This is a genomic window from Lacihabitans sp. CS3-21, assembly GCF_024343675.1.
Lineage (GTDB): Bacteria > Bacteroidota > Bacteroidia > Cytophagales > Spirosomataceae > Leadbetterella.
The window spans coordinates 166,755-180,079 of sequence record NZ_RJUD01000003.1; the positions used below are offsets into that span (position 1 = coordinate 166,755).

Genomic DNA, 13,325 nt, shown 5'->3' on the forward strand with positions numbered 1-13,325 from the left:
TAGATAAGTTTTAATTGTAAATAATAATAATATAATGGCTCACAAGCACGAAACACCTTCACTAGACGAATCATTTGATTTTAGTCCTGAATTGAGGAAAAAGCTTATTATTTCAGCAATCATTGGTATAGCTATGGTTGCTTTGGGTGCCTTTTTGATACAAAATCATTGGAGTATAGGAGTTTGGGATTCAGGTCATGGTGCTGAACATGCCGGCGGTGCTGAGCATGGTGGCGGTGATCATCATGGAACAACGCTTTTCTCAAGAATTGTTGCAAATGTTTGGATGAATAGCGTTTATTTCTTAGGTATTTCTGTTGTTGGGGTTTTCTTTTTGTCTTATAATTATGTTGCAAAGGCAGGTTGGTATACTTCATTCAAAAGAGTTCCTGAAGCTTTCCCATCATTCATCATAGTGCCTGCTATTATAATGTTGGCCTTGTTCTTGTATCCTGATACAAGGCATATTATATTCCACTGGACGCATCATGGCATTATGGAAGTGGGTAGTGAGAACTACGATAAGATTATTGCGGGTAAGTCGTGGTATCTTAATTTTCCTTTCTTTTTGGTTAGAATGATCGCTTATTTTGCTATATGGTATTATCTATGGACCCAAATAAGAAAATATTCATTGTTAGAGGACGAAACCAACGATTTGGCTTACTATTACAAAAGCAGAAATTTTGCAAAAATGTTCTTAATATTCTTTGCTGTTACTTCTTCTACTGCTGCTTGGGATTTTTCTATGTCTATTGATACACACTGGTTTTCTACTATGTTTGGTTGGTATCATCTGGCTTCATGGCATGTGGCTGGTTTAGCAGCTATGATGTTGGCAATTCTTTTGTTGAAAGATAAAGGTTACTTAAAAGCAGTTACCTTTAGTTCGATACACGATTTGGGCAAATTGATGTTCGGTTTTTCTGTATTTTGGACATATGTTTGGTTCAGCCAATTCCTTTTAATTTTCTATGCCAATCTTCCTGAAGAAACAATTTACTTCCGTGAGAGGTTTACTGGACATGGAGGCAGATATTTTGCTCCATTTATTATAAACCTTTTGTTGAATTTTGTGTTTCCATTTTTGATACTAATGGCTCGTGATTCAAAAAGAAATAGGATGTTTTTAAAGTTGGCTTGTGGTTCTATATTGATTGGTCATTGGTTTGATTTTTATCAAATTCAAATGCCAGGTATAGCCAAAGATCAGGGCGGAATTGGTATAATTGAATGGGGTACTACTTTAACTTTTGCTTCGCTGTTTATTTACTTTGTAGCAAATCAGCTTTCTAAGGCCAATTTGATTGCCAAGAATCATCCATTCATCGAGGAAAGTTTACATCACGACATTTAATTTTTTTTAAAAGATAATTATTTAAAAAATGACTTTATTAATAGCTATTCTTTCGATACTGTTTATTGTTTTAACCTTCATGGTTGTTTCAAAAACACAGGCTATATTAAAAGGATTAACCAAATCGGAGGTAGAAGAATCTGAGTACTTGGGAGCTCCTGACAAATTTAATTCCGCTAATGGAGTTGGATTGTTTGCTTTTTGGATTATCAGTATCGTAGGCATTATTTGGTCTTTTATTGTTTACAAAAAAGATTTTTTGCCAGAGGCCTCTTCTGTTCATGGAAAAGAAACTGATTACTGGTTTTGGGTATCTATGATTGTTATAATGATAGGTTTCTTCATTGTTAATACATTTTTGTTTTTGTTTAGTTACTTATATCGTCACAACAAAAATAGAAAGGTTACATTCTATACGCACAATAACAATTTAGAGATTATCTGGACGACAGTTCCAGCTATTGTAATGGCTGGTTTGGTGTTCTCAGGATTAAGAGTTTGGACTAAAATTACATCTGAGGCTCCCGCAAATGCAGAGCAAATTGATATAATGGGTAAGCAATTTGGATGGACAGTAAGATATGCTGGTGTAGATGATAATCAATTTGGTAAGTATAATTACAAACTAATGGATGACGCTGGTGGAAATCCGATGGGAGTAGATTTCTCTGATCCAAATTCGTTTGATGATTTTTCTAATGCAAGTGAGATGCACATTCCAAAAGGTAAACCAGTTTTATTAAAAATAAGAGCTCGTGATGTATTGCACAGTGTGTTTATTCCTCATATGAGGGTGAAAATGGATGCCGTACCTGGAATGCCTACCAAGTTTTGGTTTGTTGCTGATAAATCTACTGCTGATATGCGAGCAGAACTTGGTAAACCTGAGTTCAATTATGAAATAGCATGTACCGAGATATGTGGAAGATCGCATTTTGGTATGAAACTGCTTTTGGTAGTTGATGAGCCTGCTGATTATGAAAAGTGGAAGAAAAGCCAGAAGCCTTTGTTGACTGAGAATCCTGATTTGCTAAATAAGGTTCCTGACAATTTAAAAGCCAAAGCTCAGAAATACGTTGCTTCAGATGAACCTGCTGTGGAGGTTGTTCCTGAAGTTGTTGCAAGTAGAGTATTAGGAAATTCAAGTAAAGTTTTAAAATAAATAAAATATGTCAGCTGTTTCTCAAGTAGAAGTACACGAACATAGTGAGCATGCTCACGAAGAACATCATGAATTGGGATTTATCAGAAAGTATATTTTTTCTGAAGATCACAAGGTTATCGCTAAGCAATATTTGATATCTGGTATTGTTTGGGCTCTTCTTGGAGCTTTCATGTCGTTGGTTTTTCGTTTACAGTTAGGTTTTCCAGATATGGATATGGCTTGGATGAAACCTTTTCTAGGTGACTGGATTAGTCTTGATGACAAAGGCTTAGGCAAGTTAGACCCAAATTTTTATCTGGCTTTAGTTACTATGCACGGTACTATTATGGTATTTTTTGTACTTACAGCTGGTCTTAGTGGAACATTCTCTAATTTTCTTATTCCTCTTCAGATTGGTGCCCGTGATATGGCTTCAGGATTTATGAATATGCTCTCTTATTGGATATTCTTTATCTCGAGTGTAATCATGTTTGTTTCATTGTTTATAAAAACTGGTCCTGCAGGTGGTAGTTGGGTTATTTACCCACCATTGAGTGCTTTGAAAGAGGCAAATCCAGGGTCAGGAGATGGCATGACGCTTTGGCTTGTTTCAATGGCACTATTTATTGTTTCAAGTTTATTAGGTGGTATTAACTACGTAACAACGGTTATTAACCTTAGAACTAAAGGTATGTCAATGGACAAGCTGCCATTGACCATTTGGGCGTTCACATTCACAGCTGTATTGGGTATTTTATCGTTCCCGGTATTATTATCAGCGGCTTTATTGTTGATTTTTGATAGAAGTTTTGGTACAAGTTTTTATTTGTCTGATATCTACATTAATGGTCAAGCTCTTCCTAATCAGGGTGGTAGTCCTATTTTGTTCCAACATTTATTTTGGTTCTTAGGTCATCCAGAGGTTTATATTGTAATCCTACCTGCGTTGGGTTTAACTTCAGAAATCATTGCAACAAACTCTAGAAAGCCGATATTTGGATACAAAGCCATGATATTCTCTATGGCTGGTATAATGTTTCTAGCATTTATTGTTTGGGCTCACCACATGTTTGTAACAGGTATGAATCCTTTCTTAGGATCAGTATTTATGTTATTGACCTTGATTATTGCAGTTCCATCTGCAGTTAAGGGCTTCAACTATATTACAACATTGTGGAAAGGTAACATCATATTTACACCTGCTATGTTGTTTGCAATTGGCTTGGTATCATTCTTTATATCTGGTGGATTAACGGGTATCATTCTTGGAAATTCAGCCTTGGATATTCAATTGCATGATACTTATTTTGTAGTGGCTCACTTTCACTTAGTTATGGGTTCTGCTGCGATATTCGGTATGTTAGCTGGTGTTTATCATTGGTTTCCTAAAATGTTTGGAAGGATGATGAACAATGCGATGGGTTATGTTCACTTTTGGATAACATTCATTGGCGTTTACTTGGTGTTTTTCCCAATGCATTACATCGGTATTGCTGGTTTTCCTAGAAGATATTACCAATGGTCAGGTTTTGAAACATTTAATACCTACATGGATTTGAATGCTTTTATTACCATTGCTGCAATCATAACTGTTTTTGCTCAGATAGTATTTATTTTCAATTTTGTGTATTCAATTTTCTGGGGCAAGAAAGCAACTGCCAACCCATGGAAATCTAATACTTTAGAGTGGACTACACCTATTAATCCAGGACATGGAAACTGGCCTGGTGAGATTCCAACTGTTTACAGATGGCCTTATGATTATTCTAAGCCTGGTGCACCTGATGATTTCATTCCTCAAAATGTTCCTTTTTCTGCAACTCCTGAATCTAATTTGCCAGAGGAGAATGAATTGATAGAGAAAGAAAAGGAAATCAACAGCATAAAGTTCGATACTTCTATACACGATTAATATTAAATTTTTTTAATGAAGTACAATGAGGAAGGTTTCCCCATTGTACTTTTTTTGCATAAAGTGGTTCAATTATTTAGAAAATTTGGTGTATTGACAATATTATCCGTTATTGGTTTAATATTTGTTGGTGGCTTTGTAAGAGCTTCAGGTGCAGGAATGGGTTGCCCTGATTGGCCAAAGTGTTTTGGAATGTGGATTCCACCTACTTCTATCAACCAATTGCCAGTTAATTATCAAGAGATTTTTGGAGCTAAGCTTAAAGGGGAAGTAGAATTTAATGTTGTCAAGACGTGGATTGAATATGTGAATCGTCTTTTAGGTGTTCTTGTAGGGTTCTTTATTTTTTTAACCTTAATTTTTTCATACAAGGCTTATTATAAATTACAACGTTCTATCTTTTTTCTCAGTTTAGCGGCTTTTGTATTAGTACTTTTTGAGGGTTGGTTAGGAGCTAAAGTGGTTTCTTCTGAATTAAAGCCTGGTATGATAACAGTACACATGTTTGGTGCTATAGCAATTTTGGGAGTTTTGGTTTTGGCAATTTTGAAAACCTATTTTATTGAAGGCTTTATAAGTACTTTAAACAATACGCAGGATATACGCTTTTTGATAATTATTGCCATATTACTAAGTATTGGCCAAATTGTATTCGGCACCCAAATTAGAGAAGGAATTGATTTGGCACAGCAATCCTTGGGTTATGGTAGTCGACATTTATGGATTGATTCTGTTATCGGTAAGGTGAATTTTCATGCATTGCTGGGCCTAATAATTCTATTTTTACATGTCTTTATTAATTTAAAAATAAGATCTCGGTTTTTAGGTAAACCAATTTTATCTTTTGCCAATTTTACATCATTTTTCATTGTTTTGAGTATTCTAACTGGGGTTATTTTGAGATATTTTGGTTTTCCAGCTTTCGCACAACCTTTGCATTTAACTTTAGGTGTTATTATTTTGACGTTTCAGTTTGTGATTTTATTTTTAACTAAACCTCAAATTGCGTAGATATGGACAGTATTTTTAAAATATCATTTGGTAAAAAATCCAGAGCTTACTTTGACTTGACTAAGTTTAGGTTATCCATAACTGTGGTTTTTTCAAGCTGTTTTGGTTATAGTTTGTATGCTAATGATTTGAATTTTGTTGAATTATTGATTTTTGGATTTGCAGCTTTTTGCATCACTGCTTCTGCCAATATTATCAATCAAATCAAGGAAATTGAATTGGACAAGCTCATGTCTAGAACTGTTAATAGACCATTGCCATCTGGTAGACTCAGTATAGCAGAAGCTAGTGTTTTTGGTTTCATTATGGGCATCTTGGGACTTTCTATTTTGGTTTTTAAATATAATGTTTCTGCTGCCTCATTGGCTTTATTGTCTTTGATTCTTTATGGCTTTGTTTATACACCTTTGAAGAGAGTTGGGCCAATTGCTGTTGCAGTTGGTGCTCTGCCTGGGGCGTTTCCACCTATGATTGGTTGGGTAGCAGCTTCGGGACATTTTGGATTGGAACCTGGAATATTATTTGCTATACAATTTTTTTGGCAATTTCCTCATTTTTGGGCTATTGCCTGGGTTTTGGACGATGATTATAAAAAGGCGGGATTTAAATTATTACCATCAAAGGGCGGAAAAGACTTAAATTCAGCCATACAGATTGTAATTTATACCTTGTTTTTGTTGCCTTTGTGTTGGGTGCCTTATTACTTACAGATGACTAAAATTGATTCTGCGGTTATTGCACTACTTTGTGGGATATTGTTTTTAGCTCAAACGCTTTATTTGATGAAAGAAAGAAGTAAAAAGGCTGCCATGGGATTAATGTTCGGCTCTTTTTTGTACCTTCCGATTGTTCAAATTGCATATTTAATGAATAAATTCTAATGGGTAAAAGTATAGAAATTTCTAAGCCAATATTAACAGTAAATAAATGGAAGTTTATTGTTTGGCTATTTATTATTACTATAATTATGTTTTTTGCCGCTTTTACCAGTGCATATTTGGTAAGAAGAGCTGAGGGAAATTGGACAGAATTTGAAATCCCATCAATATTTTATTACAGTACCGCTGTTTTGTTGATCAGTAGCATATTTATGCACTTAGGTTTCAAAGCTGCTCAAAAAGATAACTTTGGAAAATTGAAATTATACATTTCTTTTACCTTTGTGGCGGGCTTAATATTTTTGGTTATGCAATATATCGGTTGGACTATTTTACAGAAGGAAGGTGTCTTTCTAAAGGGTAATCCCGCTGAATCTTTTTATTACATACTTACTGGTTTGCATGGTTTTCACTTAATAACTGGTTTGGTTGTGCTATTTTTCTCTTTTCTTTCTGCTTTTAAAATGAGTATTCATTCTAAGAACTTAATCAGAATAGAGGTTTGTGCAACGTACTGGCATTTTTTGGATGTTCTCTGGGTCTATTTGTTATTGTTTCTAATCTTTTTTAGATAAAAATTTCAAGCAGATTCAATTTTTATAAGACTTTTACGAAATCATTTTTTAAATTTGTTCGATAATTTAAACTAATTTGTTTTTATGGCTGTTGCGAAGGCTCCTCTGAATCCTGATCATCTTACATGGCAAGGTGGTACTCAACCAATGAAAGTTGGCTATGGAAAATTAATGATGTGGATATTCTTATTATCCGACACGTTTACTTTTTCGGCATTACTTATCTCTTATGGCTTAGTTAGGTTCAGTTTTCCTACTTTTAAAGATGTCATTCCCGACATGACCTACAAAACTTTTGAATTGTCTCAGCAATACTGGCCAATTCCAGAAAAGGTTTTTGAAGCTGTACCATTTTTACATGGTATTTCTCTTCCGCTGGTATTCGTTGGTTTGATGACTTTTATTTTGATATTTAGTTCTGTTACAATGGTATTGGCTGTAGAAGCTGGCCATAGAAGAGACAAAGCTGACGTTGAGAAGTGGATGCTATGGACAATATTAGGTGGATTTACATTTCTTGGTTCTCAGGCTTGGGAGTGGGCTCACTTTATACATGGATCTGAAGAGGGATCTATTTTAGCAAATGGTGCAAAGGTTTTCGGGGCAAATTTGGTGCAAAATGAATATGGACCAGCTGCTTTTGCAGACTTTTTCTTCTTCATTACTGGTTTCCATGGAACACACGTACTTTCGGGTGTAGTTTTGAATATAATAATTTTCTATAATGCTTCTAATGGCGTCTATGAGAAACGAGGACATTATGAAATGGTAGAGAAGGTAGGTTTATATTGGCACTTTGTAGACTTGGTTTGGGTGTTTGTATTTACGTTTTTTTATTTGGTTTAAATTTTTAAAAGATATTTAAGATGGGACATTCAGTAGAAAACTCAACAGAAAAACAAAAACCACAAACAAAGGAGTTGTGGAAAGTATTCTGGATTCTTTTAGCGATAACAGCAGTAGAATTTATCATTGCATTTCAAATTAGTTCAGACAACAATTTTGGTAAATGGCTTAAGATTACTTTATTTATTCTTTTGACTTTTGTTAAATCATTCTATATAGTAGGAAACTTTATGCACCTACGTCATGAAGTGAAGTCTATGATTTGGACAATAGTCATACCAGTGGTATTTGTTGTATGGCTTTTAGCAGCTTTGGTATATTTTGAAGGTGGATACATTGGTAGTGTAAGATAAATGTTAAAAAAATATATTAAGACCGGAATACTCCTTATTGTTTTGGGTGTTCCGGTTTTTGTTTTTCTTTTTTTGAAGTTTTTCGGAGAAAACAAATTCGATTTGCCGCATTATTTTCCAGAACTGGATGCTTCTGGCGAAGTAAAGGTTGTTAAAGGTGACACAGTATTCATTAAGGCACCTGATTTTCAATTAAAGGACAAAAATGGTGAAGTTTACTCCTATAAAAAAGGCGAGATATCTGTAGTGAGCTTCTTTTTTAGTAGATGTGGCACTATATGCCCCATCACCAACAAAAACCTACTAAGAGTAGCTGAAAACTTCAAATCTGACAGTTTAATTAGAATTCTTTCTTTGACAGTTGACCCCTTATTCGATACTCCCCAAGTATTGAATAAATACGCACTTGAATTGGGAGCTAATTATGAGAACTGGGTATTTTTGACTGGTGATAAAAAGTATATTTATGATTTGGCAATTAAAGGATTTAAGCTTCCAGTTTCAGATGCATCAGACTATGACAAAAATATTGTAGATATTGACCAAACTTTTATTCACTCCGACAAGTTATTATTGATAGATAAATTTGGGCATATTCGAGGTATATACGAAGGCACAAACAAATCTGAAATTGAAAGATTAGTAGTGGAAATTAAAGTTTTATTAAAAGATAAGTAGAGGTGAAAAAGAAAAGTTTATTCAGTACGATTAATATAATTTCAGTAGTTATTCCTGTTGTTGTTGCTGTTTTGTTAGGTTTAAGAACAAAGTTGGATTTAGGGTCATGGACGCAAAATTTGCCGTTTATTAATGCAATTATTAATTCTACTACAGCGGTTTTCTTGGTTCTAGGTCTTGTTTTTATAAAAAGTAAAAGAATCGGTGCTCATAAAACCATGATGTCCTTGGCATTTGGACTGGGGGGTTTGTTTCTGGTTTTTTACGTGTTATATCATATTAGCAATACATCTACACCTTTTGGCGGACAAGGAACCATAAGGTATTTTTATTATTTCAACTTAATTACGCATATAGGTGCTTCACTGATTGTTTTACCTTTTGTGCTAAGGGCATATTATTTTGGTTGGAATAGAATGGATTTGGAGCATAGGAAAGTTGTAAAAATTGCTTTTCCGATTTGGCTTTATGTTTCTATTACTGGAGTTATAGCTTATATTATGATTTCACCCTATTATACCTTCTAAAATGAAAAAAGCATTTTTATTAACCGTAATTATTCTTTCTTTTCTATCAATAGATGGTTTCTCCCAGTGTGCAATGTGTAGGGCTACTGTAGAAAGCAACCTTAGTGAGGGAAGAGGCACTATCGGTACGGGATTGAATTTCGGTATATTGTATTTGCTCTCGGCTCCCTACTTACTAGTCGGGGCTATAATTTTTCTTTGGTTTAAAGTTGGAAAAAAGGAATTGAAAGAGCGTCAAGAGCTCGATAAACGTTTGTCAGAGATTTACAAAAATTAAGGACAATTTTAGCTCTTTTAAGTTTTCTGCAGTATGCTTGTTTTCTAAATTCATCAAATTTTAGTTTGGTTTTATTTTTTATACACAGAACCTAAATGTAGGTTTTCTAATTTTCCCCTTTTATTTTGTTCTATTTAAATATTTTTCAATAATTATTAAAAAATATTATTAATTTTAGAGGTCTTTTTTTTGTATTTATTAAAGAAGAAATTGTACGGTTCGATTTCTTAATTAATTGCCACAATAATTAATGGTACGTTTAATTATTGGGATTTTACAGAAAAGATATTTATTCAACCTTTAAAATTTTTCTGTGAAACCAATAGTTCAAATTTCACTTGACCTTACCAATATTGACGAGGCACTTGAGACTGCAGAAATGGCTATAAGAGCTGGTGTTGATTGGCTAGAAGCTGGAACACCTCTTATCTTAGCTGAAGGATTGCATGGTGTTAGAAAACTCCGTGAAGCTTTCCCCAAAATTCCAATTGTTGCAGATTTAAAAACCATGGATGGAGGCTATCTAGAAGCCGAAATGATGGCTAAAGCTGGTGCTACACACGTAGTTGTAATGGCTCGTGCTCATGAAGAAACCATTAAGGTTGTCGTTCAAGCAGGAAAAGATTATGGGATTAAGGTTATGGGAGATAATTTAGGCTGTCCAGACATGGTTGCAGGTGCGAAATGGCTGGAAGATTTAGGCTGTGATTTCGTAATCCACCACATTGGATATGATGAAAGGAGGGGAATTGCTGCTCAAGGACACAGAATGCCCAGCCCAATGGATCAACTTAGGGAAGTTGTGAATGCAGTAAAAGTGCCTGTTCAGGCCGTTGGCGGACTAAGTTTAGAACAGGCCATTCAGTGTCCATCTTACGGTGCCCCTTTGGTGGTTTTGGGAGCCCCACTTACCATAGATGCTGATTCTTTCAAAACTGCAGGCGGAGATTTAGAAAGTTCGCTGAGACTTATTTGTGAGAAAATTCATGCCTACGGAGATATTTAAAATAAAATCTAATATGAAAAATGCTGCAGTAGTTAATTTTTCTAAAGAAAAGGGAAGTGTTGAAATACGTGAAATAGAAAAGCCAGTCATTGGAGACGACGATATTTTGTTAGAAGTAGTCAATGTAGGTGTTTGTGGCAGCGATTTACATCAGTGGACTTCTGACCACAGTTGGCCTGTAAATTATCCTGTTGTTTTAGGACACGAATTTGGTGGTAACATTGTAGAGCTTGGTAAAAACGTGAAGTCTTGGCAAGAGGGAGACCGCGTTGTTAGTGAAACTGCAGCAATTATAAATCCGTTTAGTCCGATGTCAAGACAAGGGCTTTATAATCTTGATCCCAGTCGTAAAGGTTTTGGATATGGAGTTGACGGTGCAATGACCCGTTATGTCAAAGTTCCTTCAAGGTGTTTGCACAAAGTGCCAAACAATTTATCCTTTGAGCAAGCTTGCCTAACAGAACCATGTTCGGTTGCTTATAATGCAGTAGTTGTGAATTCAAATATTCGACCAGGAGATAGGGTAATCGTTTTGGGACCCGGAACAATAGGGATTTTGTGTGCTGCAATGGCTCGTTTATGTGGGGCTCAAGTGGCCGTTGTTGGCTTAGAAAACGATAGGTCAAGACTTGAAATTGCGAAAATATATGGTTGTGAAGGAATCATTGGAGACGCTTCAGAGTGGGCGTTTAGACAAGATGGACTGGGAGCCGATACCATTATTGATGCCGCTGGGGCAAGTATTACACTAAAAATGGCCTTAGATTTAGTGAGACCAAATGGACAAATAACAAAAGTAGGTTGGGGTCCTCAACCGCTAGGATTCTCTTTGGATCAATTGGTGCAAAAAAATGTAAGGCTACAGGGTAGTTTTAGCCATAATTGGCCAATATGGGAAAAGGTTATTGCATTAATGACAAGCAATCAATTAGATGTCAAACCTATTATTGGTGGTGTTTGGGCCATAACAGATTGGAAAGAGGCCTTTGAACAAATGCATTCAGGTAAAGTAGTAAAGAGCGTTTTAAAACCAGTTTAAAATGCAATTAAAAGATAAAGTTATAATTATAACAGGAGCTTGTACTGGAATAGGCAAATCTATTGCCACAAGATGCGTTGAAGAGGGTGCCAAAGTGGTTATCAACGGTTTGGAGGAAAATATAGGACTTGAATTAATAGAAAAATTAGGTCCAAAAAATGCCACATTGTTTATAGCGGACATTACTTTAGAAGAAACCCCAAAAAAGTTGGTTGATTTTTCTATTAAGTCATTTGGAAAATTGGATGCAGTAGTAAATAATGCAGCATTTATTGCCACCTCAAATATTGATGATACAGATAGGACATTCTTTCAAAAAATGCTAAGCGTAAACACCATTGCTCCCTTTTCAATAATTCAAGCCGCTACCGATGAACTTTCAAAAACTAAAGGTAATGTGCTCAATATTGGCTCCATTAACGCTTGGGGAGGAGAACCACATTTATTGGCTTATAGTGTTTCCAAAGGAGCTTTAATGACTTTAACTAGGAATCTCGGGGACTCACTTTTTCGCCAAAAAGGTATTAGAGTGAATCAGATAAACCCAGGCTGGGTGTTAACAGAGAAAGAAAAACTGAATAAAAAAGAACAAGGTATGAAGCCAAATTGGTATGAAGATATTTCAGATTATTTTGCTCCAGCCGGCCGAATATTTAAACCTGAGGAGATTGCAAACATGGCAGCATTCCTTTTGAGTGATCAGTGTGGCCCCATTAGTAGTCAGGTCTATGATATGGAGCAGTTTCCTATAATTGGTCGAAATATGCCAAAAGATATAATTATCACTAAGTAAATACGATTTAAATAATGCCCAAGTTAGCCGCATTTCCTAAAGCTTTTATGCAAGAATTATGTAAAACTGGTACGATGAAGGTGTCAGAGTGGATAGATCTTGCTTCAAAGTTGGATATTGAAGGTTTGGAGTGGTATGCTGGCTTTATAGAAATGCAGGATGTCAATAATTGGCAAAAGTTTAAGGATGAGGTGGCCGAAAAAGGTAAACAAATCCCTATGCTCTGTTGTTCGCCTGATTTTACTCATCCAGACCTTGCATTCAGGCAAAAAGAAGTAGAGAAACAAAAAAACTGGATAAGGATGTGCCAGATACTTGGTGGAAAGTACTGCAGGGTGTTATCAGGGCAGCGAAGGCCAGAACTTAGTATTGAGGAAGGTATTCAATACGCAGTAGACTGTATAGAAGAATGTTTGCCTTTGGCATTCGATTGTGGCATCACACTAATAATTGAAAATCACTACAAAGACGATTTTTGGGAATTTCCTGAATTTGCCCAAAAAATGGATGTTTTTTGTGAATTGGTAGGTAGAATTAATCATCCAAATTTCGGAGTAAATTATGACCCAAGCAATACTTTTTTGGCAGGGGAGGATCCACTTGAGCTTTTGTACAGGGTTTCGCACAGAGTAGTAACCATGCATGCCAGTGACCGTTATCTCATTGAAGGCACCATCGAGGATTTACGCAAGGAGGAAGGTGGATCGCTCGGGTATGCCAAAAGGCTTCGCCATGGTGAAATAGGTAAAGGCCTAAACGATTACGATGCTATTTTTAGTGAACTGAAAAGAGTTGGTTTCGATGGCTGGATTAGTATAGAAGATGGGGTAGAAGGAATGGAGCAGCTTGAAAGAAGTGTTACTTTTCTAAAAAACAAGATGGCTATTCATTGGCCCAAAAATTGAATTTTTAGTCTAGTATATTTCAGG

Annotated in this window: 15 protein-coding genes; all 15 read left to right on the top strand. The window is 35.5% G+C overall.

Annotated elements, in window-relative coordinates; genetic code table 11:
• Positions 1-34: 34 nt before the first annotated feature.
• Complete coding sequence (locus EGI24_RS03260) at positions 35-1,357, top strand: quinol:cytochrome C oxidoreductase (RefSeq protein WP_255046857.1); 1,323 nt, start codon at positions 35-37, stop codon at positions 1,355-1,357.
• Positions 1,358-1,385: 28 nt separating this feature from the next.
• Positions 1,386-2,519, top strand: a complete 1,134-nt coding sequence (locus EGI24_RS03265) for a cytochrome c oxidase subunit II (protein WP_255046858.1) — start codon at positions 1,386-1,388, stop codon at positions 2,517-2,519.
• A 7-nt stretch (positions 2,520-2,526) separates the two neighbouring features.
• Positions 2,527-4,413, top strand: a complete 1,887-nt coding sequence (locus EGI24_RS03270; RefSeq protein WP_255046862.1) for a cbb3-type cytochrome c oxidase subunit I — start codon at positions 2,527-2,529, stop codon at positions 4,411-4,413.
• Between the two features lie 63 nt (positions 4,414-4,476).
• Positions 4,477-5,424, top strand: coding sequence for a heme A synthase (locus EGI24_RS03275; RefSeq protein WP_255046951.1), 948 nt, complete (start codon positions 4,477-4,479; stop codon positions 5,422-5,424).
• 2 nt (positions 5,425-5,426) lie between these two features.
• Entirely contained in the window at positions 5,427-6,305 is an 879-nt protein-coding gene (cyoE, locus tag EGI24_RS03280; protein ID WP_255046865.1) for a heme o synthase, read from the top strand.
• On the top strand, positions 6,305-6,877 hold the full coding sequence (locus EGI24_RS03285; RefSeq protein ID WP_255046866.1) for a cytochrome c oxidase subunit 3: 573 nt from the start codon (positions 6,305-6,307) through the stop codon (positions 6,875-6,877). The genes cyoE and EGI24_RS03285 overlap by 1 nt, the downstream gene beginning before the upstream one ends.
• A gap of 84 nt (positions 6,878-6,961) precedes the next feature.
• Positions 6,962-7,723 (top strand): cytochrome c oxidase subunit 3, encoded by a 762-nt coding sequence (locus EGI24_RS03290; RefSeq protein ID WP_255046869.1) that lies wholly within the window; start codon positions 6,962-6,964, stop codon positions 7,721-7,723.
• Positions 7,724-7,743: 20 nt separating this feature from the next.
• Positions 7,744-8,076 (top strand): cytochrome C oxidase subunit IV family protein, encoded by a 333-nt coding sequence (locus tag EGI24_RS03295; protein WP_255046871.1) that lies wholly within the window; start codon positions 7,744-7,746, stop codon positions 8,074-8,076.
• Positions 8,077-8,754 carry an SCO family protein gene (locus tag EGI24_RS03300; protein ID WP_255046873.1) on the top strand — a complete coding sequence of 226 codons (678 nt, stop codon included), beginning with the start codon at positions 8,077-8,079 and terminating at the stop codon, positions 8,752-8,754.
• Positions 8,755-8,756: 2 nt separating this feature from the next.
• Entirely contained in the window at positions 8,757-9,281 is a 525-nt protein-coding gene (locus EGI24_RS03305) for a DUF420 domain-containing protein (protein ID WP_255046874.1), read from the top strand.
• A gap of 1 nt (position 9,282) precedes the next feature.
• Complete coding sequence (locus EGI24_RS03310; RefSeq protein ID WP_255046875.1) at positions 9,283-9,558, top strand: hypothetical protein; 276 nt, start codon at positions 9,283-9,285, stop codon at positions 9,556-9,558.
• A 313-nt stretch (positions 9,559-9,871) separates the two neighbouring features.
• Positions 9,872-10,564, top strand: a complete 693-nt coding sequence (locus EGI24_RS03315; protein ID WP_255046876.1) for an orotidine 5'-phosphate decarboxylase / HUMPS family protein — start codon at positions 9,872-9,874, stop codon at positions 10,562-10,564.
• 13 nt (positions 10,565-10,577) lie between these two features.
• Positions 10,578-11,603 carry a zinc-binding dehydrogenase gene (locus EGI24_RS03320; RefSeq protein WP_255046877.1) on the top strand — a complete coding sequence of 342 codons (1,026 nt, stop codon included), beginning with the start codon at positions 10,578-10,580 and terminating at the stop codon, positions 11,601-11,603.
• Position 11,604: 1 nt separating this feature from the next.
• A complete protein-coding gene (locus tag EGI24_RS03325) occupies positions 11,605-12,396 on the top strand; it encodes an SDR family NAD(P)-dependent oxidoreductase (RefSeq protein WP_255046878.1) in 792 nt (263 codons plus the stop codon).
• A gap of 14 nt (positions 12,397-12,410) precedes the next feature.
• Positions 12,411-13,301, top strand: coding sequence for a sugar phosphate isomerase/epimerase (locus EGI24_RS03330; protein WP_255046879.1), 891 nt, complete (start codon positions 12,411-12,413; stop codon positions 13,299-13,301).
• The last annotated feature ends 24 nt before the right edge of the window (positions 13,302-13,325 follow it).

Bases quoted from the DNA above. Each gene is read 5' to 3' on its own strand.
- EGI24_RS03260 (WP_255046857.1), top strand. From the start codon at position 35: ATGGCTCACAAGCACGAAACACCTTCACTAGACGAATCATTTGATTTT.
- EGI24_RS03265 (WP_255046858.1), top strand. From the start codon at position 1,386: ATGACTTTATTAATAGCTATTCTTTCGATACTGTTTATTGTTTTAACC.
- EGI24_RS03270 (WP_255046862.1), top strand. From the start codon at position 2,527: ATGTCAGCTGTTTCTCAAGTAGAAGTACACGAACATAGTGAGCATGCT.
- cyoE (WP_255046865.1), top strand. From the start codon at position 5,427: ATGGACAGTATTTTTAAAATATCATTTGGTAAAAAATCCAGAGCTTAC.
- EGI24_RS03285 (WP_255046866.1), top strand. From the start codon at position 6,305: ATGGGTAAAAGTATAGAAATTTCTAAGCCAATATTAACAGTAAATAAA.
- EGI24_RS03290 (WP_255046869.1), top strand. From the start codon at position 6,962: ATGGCTGTTGCGAAGGCTCCTCTGAATCCTGATCATCTTACATGGCAA.
- EGI24_RS03295 (WP_255046871.1), top strand. From the start codon at position 7,744: ATGGGACATTCAGTAGAAAACTCAACAGAAAAACAAAAACCACAAACA.
- EGI24_RS03300 (WP_255046873.1), top strand. From the start codon at position 8,077: ATGTTAAAAAAATATATTAAGACCGGAATACTCCTTATTGTTTTGGGT.
- EGI24_RS03310 (WP_255046875.1), top strand. From the start codon at position 9,283: ATGAAAAAAGCATTTTTATTAACCGTAATTATTCTTTCTTTTCTATCA.
- EGI24_RS03320 (WP_255046877.1), top strand. From the start codon at position 10,578: ATGAAAAATGCTGCAGTAGTTAATTTTTCTAAAGAAAAGGGAAGTGTT.
- EGI24_RS03325 (WP_255046878.1), top strand. From the start codon at position 11,605: ATGCAATTAAAAGATAAAGTTATAATTATAACAGGAGCTTGTACTGGA.
- EGI24_RS03330 (WP_255046879.1), top strand. From the start codon at position 12,411: ATGCCCAAGTTAGCCGCATTTCCTAAAGCTTTTATGCAAGAATTATGT.